Raw genomic sequence first — 12,964 nt, 5'->3', positions numbered from 1 at the left:
GCCGGCCCCATTACCGTGACCGGAGAAAGGAGAAGACAGATGCTTACGGATGAAGAGCTGGTCCAAGCCATGGCCCGCGGCGATCAGGCCGCTTTTGAGGCCTTTGTGCACCGCTATCACGCACCGCTTCAGCATTATCTCGAGCGGACCCTGCACGATCCCCGCAAGGCGGAGGACCTGGTCCAGGAAGTATTTGTGCGTCTGCTCAAGCAGCTGCAGCAACAGAAAATCCCCGATCACATCCGACCCTGGATGTACCGGGTAGCCTTAAATCTATGCCGGGATTACTGGAAAAGCCTAGCTTACAGAAACGAGCAGCAATTGACGGCTGAACCGCCCGAGTCTCAGGATACCCAGCCTTCGGTTGTTGAAATTTACGAGCGGCAGGAGGCACGCAAAGAAATTATCGGAGCCCTCCGCTCCCTTCCTGAAGTTCAGAAGGAAATTGTCATTCTTCGTTTCTTTCATGATCTGAAGCTTCAAGAAATTACGGAAGTTCTGCAAATCCCGCTCAGCACGACGAAGACTCACCTTTACAGCGGCCTTCGTAAACTCAAAGCTCTCCTCGGCCCCAAAGCCGGGAGCTTAACCGATACCGGCGGCGGACGGAAAGAAAATCGCGGCAAACCGACCAAGGAGGGGACCCCTTATGTATGAACCTGACGATAAAGAGCTGGACCAACTGGAGAAAGATACGGCTGTCCTGCTGAACGGATACCTGGTTAAAACGCCTGACCGCATAGATACTGCGAACCTGCTCGGCAGGCTTCAGAGCCACTTCGATGCCATACGCGAGAACGGTCCGGATACAACCCGGCCTGAACATTCGGCGGACCTGCGGCCGTCCCTGTGGAAGCTTTGCCGCCACCAGCTTTTTATGTACAACAAGTGGTTCTGGCTGCTTAGCCTGCTGCTCTTTGCCATGCTGCTGCTGCTGAACTCGCCTTACACCATAGCCGGCTCTTTGCCGGGCCGCTCGTCTTATTCGCTGGCTTTCCCGCTGCTGCTCGTTTGCGGCTTTCTGTACCAGTACCGAAGCTGGAATGAAGGGATGCGCATGATCGAAAGCGTCACGCCTTATCCCCCGGCGCTGCTCATGTTCAGCCGCTTAATCGTTCTGCTCGTTACGAATGCGGTGCTCGGCCTCATCGGCTCTCTCTACACGTTTGCAACCATGAGCTATTCAAGGTCCTGGATGACGCTTCCTTTTCTGTTCGACTGGATTGCTCCGCTTCTACTCGTCACGGGGTTGACCGCTTTTTTTATGATGAAGCGCGGCATGCTCTCCGCTATAATGGCCGCTCTGACAGGCTGGGGGGCAGAACTGTTCATGGAGGAGTGGCTTCGCCGGGAACTAACCGGACCGGTCTGGAACCGGGCACTGATTCTTCAGGCGGTGCTTATCGCGGCGGGTGTTCTTTTCCTTCTATCCGCCTATCGGAAAAGTCTGCGGCTGACAGGCGTGCAGGGATGGCGGTCGGCATGATCCGGCTTAATCAGCTCGTCCGTCTCTACGAGGGCTATATCCGGCTGCATGTAGATCAACTGACGCTAGCTCCCGGCCTGATTCTGCTCGTCGGAAAGAACGGAGCAGGCAAGTCCACTCTGCTCCGCCTGCTGGCTACCGCTGATTTTCCCGACGGAGGGGAAATCAGCTATCTGGAAGGAACCGTTAAGGAGCAGCTTCCCCAGATACGGAGCCGGATCGGTTATGTGCCGACCGATGTGGAGCTTCATGAAGACATGACGCCCGTCCGGCTGATGAACTACATGTGTCTTCTTAAAGGAGCCGATCCTTCTCAAGGAGAACAGCTGCTGCGCGAGCTGCATCTGGAGGATGTGAAACGGAAGCGGATCGGGTCTCTTTCCCAGGGAATGAAGCAGCGGCTGGCAATCGGGCAGGCTCTACTCGGCTCTCCCCGTTATCTGCTGCTGGATGAACCTCTCAACTACCTGGATTCCATCGAGCGCAAAACGGTTATCCGCCTCTTGTACCGGCATGCCCGCGGCAGTGTCGTCCTTATCGCGGCCCATGAGCTGAACGAGTGGCAGGAAGCCGACCAGCTCCTATGGCTGAACGCCGGCAAGCCGGAATTTTACGGAACGCCGGGAGCCTGGAGGCAAGTTCCTCTCGGTGTTTGGCAGGGGATTCTTCCCCGTGCTGATGCCTGCCTCTTCGACGAGGCTTGCGTAATGATCCGCAAGCTGGTTGGAGACCACATCGAATGGCGGGTATTCAGCCGCGAATGCCCCGCACCGGGGTTTGTCCAAGTCCCGCTGACAACCGAGGATGCGTACTTTATCCGCTCCCGGCGCCTAATGTAAATTTTTTATAAAATTCCGCCCTTGGTTCGACCAGATGGCGGTTTTTTTGTACCTGGAAAAATATTTTTACCGGAAGTGCAGAACTCGAATCAAATCGTTTCGTCTATAGTGATGGAGAGGGGAGGGAGAAAGACATTTTAACGCAGCAAGAGGAACTGCTTGTCCAAGGCATGCTTGCCGGAGATGAGGAAGCCTTTCGTGAGGTTGTCCGGACTTACCGGAATTACGTGTTTCAAATTGTGTTTTCGGTCGTCCGGCATCCCAAAGATGCGGAAGACGTCATGCAGGAAGTCTTTCTCAAGATGTATACCTCCCTCCCCCAAACCGAGGTAAAAGGCTTGAAAGCTTGGATCTCCCGCGTGGCCGTCAACAAAGCGATCGATTACAAACGCAAAGCCTACCGCCAGCGGGAAACAGCGACCGACGGCATGGAAGAAGCAATGCCCCCTCCCTCCCTGAGTGGGTCCGATACCGAAGATCCGCTGTTAAGCAAAGAGCTTCAGGCGCTTGTTATGCGCAAATTGGAGGAGCTTCCCGAAAACTATAGAGATGTCATTATTGCCTTCTACTACGAAGATAAATCGTACCAGCAAATTGCCGACGAGCAGGAAGTCACCGTGCAGACCATCAAATCCAAACTATACCGGGCAAAACAGTGGATTAAGCAGCACTGGAAGGAGGAAGAGTTCGAATGAGTCATAGAAGCCGCGATGAATGGAAGCTTTACATTGCCGGAGAAATTACGGATGATCGTCAGAGAGGCCTTTGGGAGGATCACTTGTATGAATGTGATCTTTGCCTGGAGCTATATACGGAATGCCTGGAATTCTTGTCACCGACTCTTCCCCTTCCGGATGAGGCCGATACTGAACGCATGATCGATCAAATTCTAGCCCGAAGCGGCAGCCTGCCGGTTGTACAGGAAGCGGCTCCGATGGCTGCACAGAAACAGGAAGAACCCGAAGAAAGCCTTGACCGGACGGAAGCGAAAAAACACCGGAAAGCCCGCTCCCCGAGACGGACGGCCCTAACCCATTACGCTATAGCAGCCGCGGCGACGTTCCTGCTTATGACCACCGGCGTGTTCGGACGCATGACGGACCAGTTCTCCCTGGTCCACACCGAACAGAAGAAACCGCTCGCTACACCGGTGTCCGATAAGCTTATGGAACAGACCTTCGCTTTCTTCGATTCTCTGCATGCCCAGAAACCAAAAGGAGGACATCCCCTTGAACCCTAGATCCAACACAGTCGCGCTGTTGCTCTCGTTTATACCGGGACTCGGGCATTTGTACTTAAAACGCATTTTCAGGGCCTTCCTGTACGGAGCCGGTTTCTTCGGTCCGGTCGCCTTGGCCTTTCTCATTGTTGTGGATGGGCACGGCTCTAAAGACTATGCCGTCCTCCTCCTGCTCTTTGCGGCCGCATGTTGGGTCGTTAACATGGTCGACATGTTTATTACACTCGGCAGCAGGCCTTCGTATCCCCCTCCCGGTTACCATGAATATGGAAACCCGGGACACGATTTCAGCCATGGTCATAGTCATCGTCCCGGCCCTGGCGCCGTTCCGGAATTCAATCCGGCCGTCTACGAATGGCAGCGCAGGGAGGAGCGCCGGAAGATTATCCTGGCTTCCTTTATTCCCGGCCTGGGCCACTACATGCTGGGCATGATGTACCGCGGGCTCTCCGCTATGACCTTCTTTATCGGGGCAGCGATTGTGATTTTCTTCGGGGCATCGCTCACCCATACCGGAGAATTTCTCTTCTTCCTGCTCGCGCTGCCCGTGCTTTGGATCTATATTCTTTTTGATGCCGTCCGGCAGTTGGAAAAGAAACAGGCCGGCATGGAGCTGACGGACCGGACGTTCTTCGACGACTTCAGCGAAAGCCGTCAGGAAGGCAGACGGAGCAAGACGATCGCTACCGTTCTGGCCGTATTTCCCGGCGCCGCCCACTTGTATCTCGGGCTTCAAATGAGAGGGCTTCAAATCATGGCAGGCTTCCTGTTCTCCATTTATATTATGGATGTCCTCCGCCTCTCGCTCTTTTTGTTCCTGATTCCGATCTTCTGGTTTTACAGCTTTTTCGATGCCCTGCAGCTGATTTCCCGGCAAGAATTCGGATATGTCGAAGACAAGCCGATTTTTAAAGGAATCAAACGCCATCAGCGCAAGATCGGCTTTCTCATCATTCTGATCGGCCTGTACTATCTGACGAATGAAGTACTGCTCGACGTATTACGGAGATATTATCCGGATTGGCACTGGCCGTATTCGATCTCCTCGTACTTCCAAACCTTTATCGTCGCCTTGGTTCTAATCGGGGGCGGGTTAACCCTACTCTTCAATTCCCCGAACCGGAAATCTTAAAAATTCCAACGCCAAGCTCCGCAGAGCATATTGCCCTGCGGATTTTCTTTTTCATGAATTTAGAGACAGGAAAAGCGCGCCTATCCCCTCGGCTAGCCATTCAAACCAAGTCGCAGGCTTCCTCCGGCATCCAGTGCTTGTCACGACCCTCCCATTTGACATTGCAGCCAATCGGGTTAGTGACAGGGGTAGGAACAGGTTTACCTGCCGAAATCGCTTCTAGGGCCTCTTGGAGGTTGTTTACGGTCATGCTAGCGGTTTCCCTCGGGTTATCGACTCCGCGTCCTGTGTAGACCAGCTTACGCCTGTCGTTAAACACAAAGAAATGAGGGGTACGGAGAGCGCCGTACGCAAGTGCAACTTCCTGACCCTTGTCGTGAAGATACACCCAGGGGAATTTCTTCTCCTCCATGCGTTCGACCATGTTCTCAAAAGAATCCTCCGGGTTAGTCTTGGAGCTGTTGCTGTTAATCGCAACGAAAGCGACGCCTTGTTCGGTAAATTGCTCCGCCGTGCGCCGCGTGATCTCCTCTGAACCCAGGACATACGGACAGTGATTGCACGTAAAGAAAACAACCAATGCCTTGGCGTGCCGGAAACTGTCTAATGTGTAAATATTGCCGTCCGTACCCTGTAAACGAAAATCCCTAGCCCCGTCTCCAATTCCTAACGTAAATCCCATAATTCATCCCTCCTTGACTATAAACTATACCTTATCAGTACCTCTTATGACGAAGTTAGAATCGGTTTGTTACCAAATTGTAAGAAATTTCATGCATATCAAAATGAAAAAGGAACCCCTAAGGGTTCCTTTCCGTCGGTGATTACTTGGATGATCTTCTACATCTTGCTGTTCACAAACCTTCACAGTGAAACGGCTTTTAGAACACGTCCCGGTGTCTTTGGCACATCTCCTCCAGTTTGGCTTTACAAGCTCGAATGACCTTCAGATGATTGTTCTGCTGACTTTTCCAACGGAACCACACCTCTCTGTGTTCACCGACAATCCTAGTATGTCCCGGTTCTCAATTGCTATGCACTCCGCGCGAAGTTTTTTCTTTTATCGTTAACTTCCTTCTCCCTGATTTTGGCGGGAATGATTCCGTTTCTTCGCTTTCTTCGAGCCCGACAGAGGCTCATTGGCAGGAGTGTTGTATCTCTCCCGTTCCTCCTGCGTCACGCCGTCCCCTACGGGTTGCGTCTTCGGCTTGGACATCTTTTTTCACCCCAAACGGTCCGTTTTCGGAATTTTGCACTTCTATTCTTCGTGATTCAAAGCATCCTGATGACGGCGGTCATTGGTCTGCTGCTGAATTTGCTGGGCATCATGACTGTTTACAGCCGATTTATTCAAATCTTTGGCCACATTTTGCAGATTCTTATCCCGCGTTCTTTGTCGGGTCATATCAGTCCACCCCCATTTCGGCTACAAGCAGTTACGCATGCGTGAGCTCTTGCAGAACTTGAGCACACTCGTGAATATGCCGGACATAATCCTTGACAAGGCCCTGAATAATTTCGCTGGTTTCATCCGCGTGCACGTCATCACGCTCCACATCCACCAGTTCCACCTTCACTTCCCGCGAGTCCACGTAAGTACATTTAAAATCGAACGTGTAATGCGTCCTGCCCGCGTTCGTGATATGAATCCGGATTGCCTGCGGGTCAGCCTCATCGGGCCATACGCGCGCATGATCGGACTCGGGAAGCGTATTGGGCAGTTCCTCCATCCAAGCTTTGGCGAGCTGATCTCTTTCCACAGACGGCTTTTCCGTCTTGATCATCATCCTACACCACCCCCTACCGTTAACATGCGTCAAGGCGTGGTCCGCTTATTCTTTTCCCGCTGCGACAAAAGCTGGGTGATTTCCGTGCTGCAGCCTTCCTTCAAGGCAACCAAAGCACTCCCAATGGTTTAAAAGAATATACACAAACGCAAAAAACTGCGGCGCTTTAAGCCCGCAGTTCGTAAGGTCTTATTTTATAAAAGTTGAATGGCGGAGAGGGTGGGATTCGAACCCACGGTGCCCTCACAGACACGGCGGTTTTCAAGACCGCTGCCTTAAACCACTCGACCACCTCTCCAGAAAGCTACCGACTTCCGATCACAGAAGACAGTAACTGTAACAGAGAAATTTTATCACAATCAAAGTTCTATTTACAAGTGTTAATTTTTACGCAGCACCGTAACGCCATTCATGTAAGGAACCAGCACTTCCGGAACCGTAACCGAACCGTCTTCTTGCTGGTAATTTTCAAGGATGGCCGCTACCGTCCGTCCGATGGCAAGCCCCGAGCCGTTCAGCGTATGTACGAATTCCGGCTTCGCTTTGGCATCTCTGCGGAAACGGATATTGGCGCGGCGCGCCTGGAAGTCCTCGAAGTTGCTGCACGAGGAGATCTCCCGGTAGGCTTCCGAGCTTGGCAGCCATACCTCAAGATCGTACGTCTTAGCCGATGTGAAGCCGATATCGCCTGTACAGAGCGTCAGAACGCGATAAGGCAGCTTCAGAAGCTGAAGCACGCGCTCCGCGTTCTGAGTGAGCTCCTCGAGCTCCTCGTACGATTCCTCGGGCTTGACGAGCTTGACCAGCTCCACTTTGTTAAACTGGTGCTGGCGGATCAGGCCGCGGGTATCCCTTCCGGCAGCTCCTGCTTCGGAACGGAAGCATGCGCTGAACGCGACGAATTTACGCGGAAGCTGCTCCGCGGCAAGAATATCATCCCGGTGGTAATTGGTCACCGGCACTTCCGCCGTCGGAATCAGGAAATATTCCGAATTCTCGATATGGAACACGTCTTCCTCAAACTTCGGAAGCTGCCCGGTTCCCGTAAGGCTGTCCCGGTTTACGATATACGGAGGAAGCATTTCTTCATACCCGTGCTCCGTACTGTGCAGATCCATCATAAAGTTCATCAGAGCGCGCTCCAGACGAGCGCCCAGACCCTTATAGAACACGAAGCGTGAGCCCGTTACTTTACCGGCCGCTTCAAAATCCAGAATTCCCAAATCCATGGCCAGATCCCAGTGAGCTTTCGCCTCGAATCCGAACTCCGGAACGTTCCCATTGCGGCGGATCTCAATGTTATCCTCTTCCGTGGCCCCCACCGGAACGCTTTCATGAGGAACATTCGGTATAGAAAGAAGCAGGTGATTCAGCTCGACTTCCAGTGTCCTGAGCTCCTCATCCAGTTCTTTGATGCGGTCACCCACGCCTTTCATTTCGGCGATCAGATCGTCCGCATCCTCTTTTGCCTTCTTACGCATCGCCACTTCCTGCGATACCGTGTTCCGGCGGTTCTTCAGCTGCTCCACTTCCTGCAGCAGCTCTCTGCGTTTCACATCAAGTTCCGCTATACGCGTAACTTCTTCGAGCTGCTTGCCTCCGCGGTTTTTCATAGCGGTTTGAACCGTTTCTATGTCGGTACGGATTAATTTAATATCAAACAAGGAGACTCCTCCTCCTAAAGTTGTAAAAATGGAACAAAAGCACCCTTCTCTCGTATGGAGCAAAAGAGGTGCTTCTGCTTTTGGATCAATTAACGGGTTTCCCGGATCATATCCAGAAAATAAGCGTGCATGCTTGAATCATCCGTCAGTTCGGGATGGAACGAAGCCGCAAGCAGATGACCTTGTCTGGCGGCCACGATTTGCCCGTTGTACTCGCTTAACACGTCCACGCCGTTTCCGACCTGATCGATAAGCGGCGCACGGATGAAAACGGCCCTTACAGGCCGATCAATGCCCTTAACAGGCAGATCGGTTTCAAAGCTTTCCTGCTGCCGGCCAAACGCATTGCGCTGCACGGTCATATCCATCAATCCCAGATGGGCTTCTTCCTGACCCGTAATCTTATCCGCGATCACAATCAGTCCGGCACACGTGCCGAAGACCGCTTTTCCCTGATTGGAAAAATCCCGAATCGCTTCGATAAAACCGTAGCGTCTCATCAATTTGCCGATCGTGGTACTCTCGCCTCCGGGAATGATCAGGCCGTCCAGTTCGGCAAGCTGCTCCGTCCGCTTCACAACGATGCCTTCTCCGCCAACCGCCTCGATCAGGCGGATATGTTCCGCTACGGCTCCCTGCAGAGCCAATACGCCAACTTTCATCGTTCTTCCCCGCTTCCTGCCTCGGCTGATTACCAGCCGCGATCCTGCATCCGCTCGGAAGCATGCAGCTTGGAGATTTCGATGCCTTTCATCGGGGCTCCCAGGTTTTTGGAAACCTCCGCAATCAGCTTGTAGTCTTTGTAATGTGTAGTCGCTTCTACGATCGCACGCGCGAACTTCTCAGGGCTGTCCGATTTGAAAATACCGGAGCCTACGAATACACCGTCCGCGCCAAGCTCCATCATAAGAGCCGCATCGGAAGGAGTCGCTACACCGCCTGCGGCGAAGTTAACGACCGGCAATTTGCCGTTCTCGTGAATATATAGAACCAGATCGTATGGAGCACCCAGGTTTTTGGCTTCGGCATACAGCTCGTCCTTCGCCAGGCTCTGGATTTTCCGGATTTGAGATTGAATAAGACGCATATGACGAACCGCTTCCACAATATTGCCTGTTCCCGGTTCACCCTTCGTACGAAGCATGGAAGCTCCTTCGTTGATACGGCGCAAAGCTTCGCCGATATCTTTCGCTCCGCATACGAACGGAACGGTGAAGTCCTTCTTGTCGATATGGAACACTTCGTCTGCCGGTGTCAGTACTTCGCTCTCGTCAATATAGTCCGCACCCAGCGCTTCCAGCACGCGTGCTTCTACAATATGACCGATACGCGCTTTAGCCATTACCGGAATGGAAACAACCTTCATAACCTCTTCCAGAACCGTCGGATCCGCCATGCGGGCTACGCCGCCTGCCGCACGGATATCGGATGGTACCCGTTCCAGTGCCATAACCGCGGAAGCACCCGCAGCTTCTGCAACCTTAGCTTGTTCCGCATTCATGACGTCCATGATGACGCCGCCTTTTTGCATTTCAGCCATGCCTCTTTTTACGCGCGAAGTACCCGTCTCCATATTAAATCCTCCTGGAATTTATATCCCTAGCTAGATTTTTCGTTCATGAACTTCTAAGCTAACATTTTACATGAACCTGTTCGTGAAAACAATAACTTTTCCTGAGAGAACCCGCTTAGAATAAGCCTTTAACCCCGTTGAACAGATCTGCGAACAAGTTTTTGATCGCCCGCATCATCATCCGGAACCAGCTTGCTTTTTCCATATCGTTTTCGGCCACCAAATCAACCGTTTCGGAGTTTTTACCGAAGGACAGGGTAGCTGTACCCAGCTTGTCTCCCTTTTTGAGAGGGGCAACCAGTTTGTCCGCTGCCAGCAGATCCACCTTCGTTTCCAGCTTCGTATCCGCGGTTCCCTTCTTCACGGCAAAAGCTACATCGTTTTTCAGGACAGCAGGCGCTTCCAGTTCTACGCCTTTTGTAATCGGCACGGTTTTCTGCGCGTCGAGAGCAGTTCCGGCTTTAGCCAACGTTTTGAATTCAAAATTGGTAAATCCGTAGTCCAGCAATTTGCGTGTCTGGTTAAAACGTTCCGGCTCTGTCTTAGCACCCATCACAACGCTGATTAAGCGCATGCCGTTGCGTTCGGCCGTACCTGTAAAGCAATACAGAGCTTCATCGGTGTGCCCCGTTTTAAGACCGTCCAGACCCTGATAAGCATATTTCTTGAAATTCACATTGCTGCTGTTGCCTTCAAGCATCCAGTTGTAATTAATCATCGGACTTTTATCTGATTCGCGTAGTTTTTTTGAAGGAACCTTTGTATACTCCAGCACTTCTTTATGCTCTGTAACCAGATGTCTTGCGAGAATGGCTACATCCTTCGCTGACATCACCGTCTCCCCTTGAATACTTTTAGGGGCATTCTCCTTAATATCTGCCCTGGATAGGCCCGTCGCATTAATGAATTGGGCTTTATCCGACATGCCGAGCTCTCTTGCTTTGTCGTTCATCAACTTGGCAAAACCTTCTTCCGACCCGCCAAGCTTTTCCGCAAGAACAATAGAAGCATCGTTGGAAGAATAAATCGACATCGCATAAAACAAATCTTTGATGGTCAGGGTTTCGCCTTCCGCGATTAGCTGACCGGATCCGATAACGCTGGCCGCGTACTTGCTTGCCGTGGCGGTATCTTCCCACTTGAGCTTGCCATTGTGAATCGCTTCCATAACCAGGTATTCCGTCATCATTTTGGACATACTTGCCGGAGGCAAGACTTCATCGGCATTTTTCTCGAATAAAATCTGTCCTGTACTCGCTTCCATCAAAATTGCAGATCTAACATCCAATTCGGGTTCGCCGTCAGCCGCCAACGCGGTAACCGCAAATATGTGAAGGAAGGATACTTGTAGCATTGCAAAAACGAGGGCCAAAGATACTTTTCTTTTCCAGAAACCAAATTTTTTCAACTCACACACTCCTATTTGTAAATTCATGATGTGTCTTATTGTACCATTCCCCGGGCATAAAAAAAAGGCGACCCCGGTCCTGAAACCGGGGTCGCCTATACGGCTCGAAACAATCTAGTTACAACGAGTAGTTGGGAGCTTCTTTCGTAATTTGCACATCATGCGGATGGCTTTCACGTAGACCCGCACCCGAGATACGAACAAATGTTGTATCGTTGATCAAGGTGTGGATGTCGGGAGCACCGCAGTACCCCATACCGGAACGAAGACCACCAACGAGTTGATAAATGGTATCGGCCAGCGGCCCTTTGTAGGCTACACGTCCTTCAATACCTTCCGGCACCAGCTTGGTTTCGTTCTCCTGGAAATAACGATCCTTGCTGCCTTCTTTCATTGCTCCGAGTGAACCCATACCACGGTAAACCTTAAAGCGTCTGCCTTGATAGATCTCCGACTCTCCTGGGCTTTCCTCCGTACCTGCAAAAAGGCTTCCCAGCATAACGGCGCTTGCGCCCGCGGCGATCGCTTTAACTACGTCACCGGAATACTTGATGCCGCCGTCTGCAATGATCGGTACGTTGTACTCACGTGCAACGGACGCACAATCGTAGATAGCGGTGATTTGTGGAACACCGATACCGGCGATAACACGGGTTGTACAAATTGACCCAGGGCCAATTCCAACTTTGACGATAGAAGCGCCTGCTTCGATCAGATCACGCGTTCCGTCTCCGGTAGCCACGTTACCAGCGATAAGCGTCAGCTCCGGATATTGGCTGCGAAGCTTTCTGACCGTCTCCAGGATGTTGATATGATGACCGTGAGCCGAATCAACAACCAGCACGTCCGCTCCGGCTTCTACAAGTGCCGCGGCGCGTTCCATCACGTCTTTGGAAACTCCTACTGCGGCTCCGCACAGCAGACGACCGAATTCGTCTTTGCCTGCATTAGGGAACTGAATAGCTTTTTCGATATCCTTAATCGTGATGAGACCTTTCAGGACAAAAGAGTCATCCACCAGCGGCAGCTTTTCGATCTTGTGCTGTTGAAGAATTCCTTCCGCCTGCTCCAGGGTTGTCCCAACCGGAGCCGTCACCAGATTTTCTTTTGTCATGACTTCCTCAATTTTAATGGAGTAGTCATGAACAAAACGCAAATCACGGTTGGTCAAAATCCCAACCAGTTTCTTATTCTCATCGACGATCGGCACGCCGGAGATTCTGAACTTCGCCATGAGCGCTTCCGCATCGTATACATGATGCTGCGGTGTAAGGTGGAAAGGGTTCGTAATAACACCGGACTCCGAACGCTTAACCCGGTCTACCTCGCCGGCTTGCTGCTCAATGGACATATTCTTATGAATAATTCCGATTCCGCCTTCACGGGCGATTGCAATCGCCAGAGCGGCCTCTGTCACCGTATCCATCGCTGAACTGAGGAGAGGAATATTTAATTTCACTTTCGGGGCAAGCTTGGTGGAAACATCAATCTCTTTACCGAACACATTTGATTTACGAGGCACCAGAAGTACATCGTCAAACGTCAATCCTTCTTTTGCGAATTTAGCATCCCACACAGGGTTTGCCCTCCTCTTCTGTCTTTAGATATTATTGCAATCATACATAAGGCGTTTTTTCATGTCAAGAAGCAGAGCATGACAATCTTGGCGTTCCCTGCTAGCATGTCTCTTTTCTATAACAAAAAACCTTTTCGAACTCTCATTCGAAAAGGTTTTATTTGTGCTTGGCAACGTCCTACTCTCCCAGGACCCTTCGGTCCAAGTACCATCGGCGCTGGAAGGCTTAACGGTCGTGTTCGGGATGGGTACGCGTGGT

Annotated in this window: 15 protein-coding genes, 1 tRNA gene and 1 rRNA gene; 6 read left to right on the top strand and 11 right to left on the bottom strand. The window is 51.7% G+C overall.

Going from position 1 to position 12,964, the window contains the following annotated elements; genetic code table 11:
- Nucleotides 1-39 precede the first annotated feature (39 nt).
- From ABH899_RS25695 to ABH899_RS25670, 6 genes are all read left to right on the top strand, one after another.
- Nucleotides 40-657: an RNA polymerase sigma factor gene (locus ABH899_RS25695; RefSeq protein ID WP_370001567.1), complete on the top strand. Its 618-nt coding sequence runs from the start codon at nt 40-42 to the stop codon at nt 655-657.
- Nucleotides 650-1,486 carry a hypothetical protein gene (locus ABH899_RS25690; RefSeq protein ID WP_370001565.1) on the top strand — a complete coding sequence of 279 codons (837 nt, stop codon included), beginning with the start codon at nt 650-652 and terminating at the stop codon, nt 1,484-1,486. Before ABH899_RS25695 ends, ABH899_RS25690 begins: the two co-directional genes overlap by 8 nt.
- On the top strand, nt 1,483-2,325 hold the full coding sequence (locus ABH899_RS25685; RefSeq protein WP_370001563.1) for an ATP-binding cassette domain-containing protein: 843 nt from the start codon (nt 1,483-1,485) through the stop codon (nt 2,323-2,325). The genes ABH899_RS25690 and ABH899_RS25685 overlap by 4 nt, the downstream gene beginning before the upstream one ends.
- A gap of 170 nt (nt 2,326-2,495) precedes the next feature.
- Nucleotides 2,496-3,020: an RNA polymerase sigma factor gene (locus ABH899_RS25680; RefSeq protein ID WP_009676999.1), complete on the top strand. Its 525-nt coding sequence runs from the start codon at nt 2,496-2,498 to the stop codon at nt 3,018-3,020.
- Entirely contained in the window at nt 3,017-3,565 is a 549-nt protein-coding gene (locus tag ABH899_RS25675) for a hypothetical protein (RefSeq protein WP_370001561.1), read from the top strand. The genes ABH899_RS25680 and ABH899_RS25675 overlap by 4 nt, the downstream gene beginning before the upstream one ends.
- Nucleotides 3,555-4,697: a hypothetical protein gene (locus ABH899_RS25670; RefSeq protein ID WP_370001559.1), complete on the top strand. Its 1,143-nt coding sequence runs from the start codon at nt 3,555-3,557 to the stop codon at nt 4,695-4,697. Before ABH899_RS25675 ends, ABH899_RS25670 begins: the two co-directional genes overlap by 11 nt.
- Before the next feature lie 100 nt (nt 4,698-4,797).
- Here ABH899_RS25670 and ABH899_RS25665 read toward each other — a convergent pair whose 3' ends face one another.
- The 11 genes from ABH899_RS25665 to rrf all read right to left on the bottom strand — a co-directional run.
- Nucleotides 4,798-5,379: a thioredoxin family protein gene (locus ABH899_RS25665; protein ID WP_370001557.1), complete on the bottom strand. Its 582-nt coding sequence runs from the start codon at nt 5,377-5,379 to the stop codon at nt 4,798-4,800.
- A gap of 384 nt (nt 5,380-5,763) precedes the next feature.
- Nucleotides 5,764-5,913 carry a small acid-soluble spore protein P gene (locus ABH899_RS25660; protein WP_370001555.1) on the bottom strand — a complete coding sequence of 50 codons (150 nt, stop codon included), beginning with the start codon at nt 5,911-5,913 and terminating at the stop codon, nt 5,764-5,766.
- A 42-nt stretch (nt 5,914-5,955) separates the two neighbouring features.
- Nucleotides 5,956-6,102 (bottom strand): hypothetical protein, encoded by a 147-nt coding sequence (locus ABH899_RS25655; protein ID WP_016423741.1) that lies wholly within the window; start codon nt 6,100-6,102, stop codon nt 5,956-5,958.
- Nucleotides 6,103-6,133: 31 nt separating this feature from the next.
- A complete protein-coding gene (locus ABH899_RS25650) occupies nt 6,134-6,484 on the bottom strand; it encodes a hypothetical protein (RefSeq protein ID WP_009677036.1) in 351 nt (116 codons plus the stop codon).
- A 208-nt stretch (nt 6,485-6,692) separates the two neighbouring features.
- Nucleotides 6,693-6,782: transfer RNA gene (locus tag ABH899_RS25645), tRNA-Ser, on the bottom strand.
- Between the two features lie 82 nt (nt 6,783-6,864).
- Nucleotides 6,865-8,148, bottom strand: a complete 1,284-nt coding sequence (gene serS, locus ABH899_RS25640; RefSeq protein WP_370001552.1) for a serine--tRNA ligase — start codon at nt 8,146-8,148, stop codon at nt 6,865-6,867.
- Nucleotides 8,149-8,237: 89 nt separating this feature from the next.
- Nucleotides 8,238-8,810 carry a pyridoxal 5'-phosphate synthase glutaminase subunit PdxT gene (pdxT, locus tag ABH899_RS25635; RefSeq protein WP_370001550.1) on the bottom strand — a complete coding sequence of 191 codons (573 nt, stop codon included), beginning with the start codon at nt 8,808-8,810 and terminating at the stop codon, nt 8,238-8,240.
- Between the two features lie 29 nt (nt 8,811-8,839).
- Nucleotides 8,840-9,721, bottom strand: a complete 882-nt coding sequence (gene pdxS / locus ABH899_RS25630) for a pyridoxal 5'-phosphate synthase lyase subunit PdxS (RefSeq protein ID WP_009677085.1) — start codon at nt 9,719-9,721, stop codon at nt 8,840-8,842.
- 115 nt (nt 9,722-9,836) lie between these two features.
- Nucleotides 9,837-11,156 carry a D-alanyl-D-alanine carboxypeptidase family protein gene (locus ABH899_RS25625; RefSeq protein WP_370001548.1) on the bottom strand — a complete coding sequence of 440 codons (1,320 nt, stop codon included), beginning with the start codon at nt 11,154-11,156 and terminating at the stop codon, nt 9,837-9,839.
- Between the two features lie 91 nt (nt 11,157-11,247).
- Nucleotides 11,248-12,705, bottom strand: coding sequence for an IMP dehydrogenase (guaB, locus tag ABH899_RS25620; protein ID WP_370001546.1), 1,458 nt, complete (start codon nt 12,703-12,705; stop codon nt 11,248-11,250).
- A gap of 165 nt (nt 12,706-12,870) precedes the next feature.
- Nucleotides 12,871-12,964 (bottom strand): 5S ribosomal RNA (gene rrf, locus ABH899_RS25615); the annotation flags it as partial.

It is taken from the genome of Paenibacillus sp. RC84 (assembly GCF_041260495.1).
Classification (GTDB): Bacteria; Bacillota; Bacilli; order Paenibacillales; family NBRC-103111; genus Paenibacillus_F.
The sequence above is the reverse complement of the archived record's forward strand: the minus strand, read 5'-3'. Positions and strand labels throughout refer to the sequence as shown.

What these genes read in the sequence shown, in the direction of transcription:
- ABH899_RS25675 (WP_370001561.1), top strand. Translation starts at nt 3,017, where the DNA reads ATGAGTCATAGAAGCCGCGATGAATGGAAGCTTTACATTGCCGGAGAA.
- ABH899_RS25625 (WP_370001548.1), bottom strand. Translation starts at nt 11,156, where the DNA reads ATGAATTTACAAATAGGAGTGTGTGAGTTGAAAAAATTTGGTTTCTGG.
- ABH899_RS25650 (WP_009677036.1), bottom strand. Translation starts at nt 6,484, where the DNA reads ATGATGATCAAGACGGAAAAGCCGTCTGTGGAAAGAGATCAGCTCGCC.
- ABH899_RS25695 (WP_370001567.1), top strand. Translation starts at nt 40, where the DNA reads ATGCTTACGGATGAAGAGCTGGTCCAAGCCATGGCCCGCGGCGATCAG.
- ABH899_RS25680 (WP_009676999.1), top strand. Translation starts at nt 2,496, where the DNA reads ATGCTTGCCGGAGATGAGGAAGCCTTTCGTGAGGTTGTCCGGACTTAC.
- ABH899_RS25655 (WP_016423741.1), bottom strand. Translation starts at nt 6,102, where the DNA reads ATGACCCGACAAAGAACGCGGGATAAGAATCTGCAAAATGTGGCCAAA.
- pdxT (WP_370001550.1), bottom strand. Translation starts at nt 8,810, where the DNA reads ATGAAAGTTGGCGTATTGGCTCTGCAGGGAGCCGTAGCGGAACATATC.
- ABH899_RS25665 (WP_370001557.1), bottom strand. Translation starts at nt 5,379, where the DNA reads ATGGGATTTACGTTAGGAATTGGAGACGGGGCTAGGGATTTTCGTTTA.
- ABH899_RS25685 (WP_370001563.1), top strand. Translation starts at nt 1,483, where the DNA reads ATGATCCGGCTTAATCAGCTCGTCCGTCTCTACGAGGGCTATATCCGG.
- pdxS (WP_009677085.1), bottom strand. Translation starts at nt 9,721, where the DNA reads ATGGAGACGGGTACTTCGCGCGTAAAAAGAGGCATGGCTGAAATGCAA.
- ABH899_RS25660 (WP_370001555.1), bottom strand. Translation starts at nt 5,913, where the DNA reads ATGTCCAAGCCGAAGACGCAACCCGTAGGGGACGGCGTGACGCAGGAG.
- ABH899_RS25690 (WP_370001565.1), top strand. Translation starts at nt 650, where the DNA reads ATGTATGAACCTGACGATAAAGAGCTGGACCAACTGGAGAAAGATACG.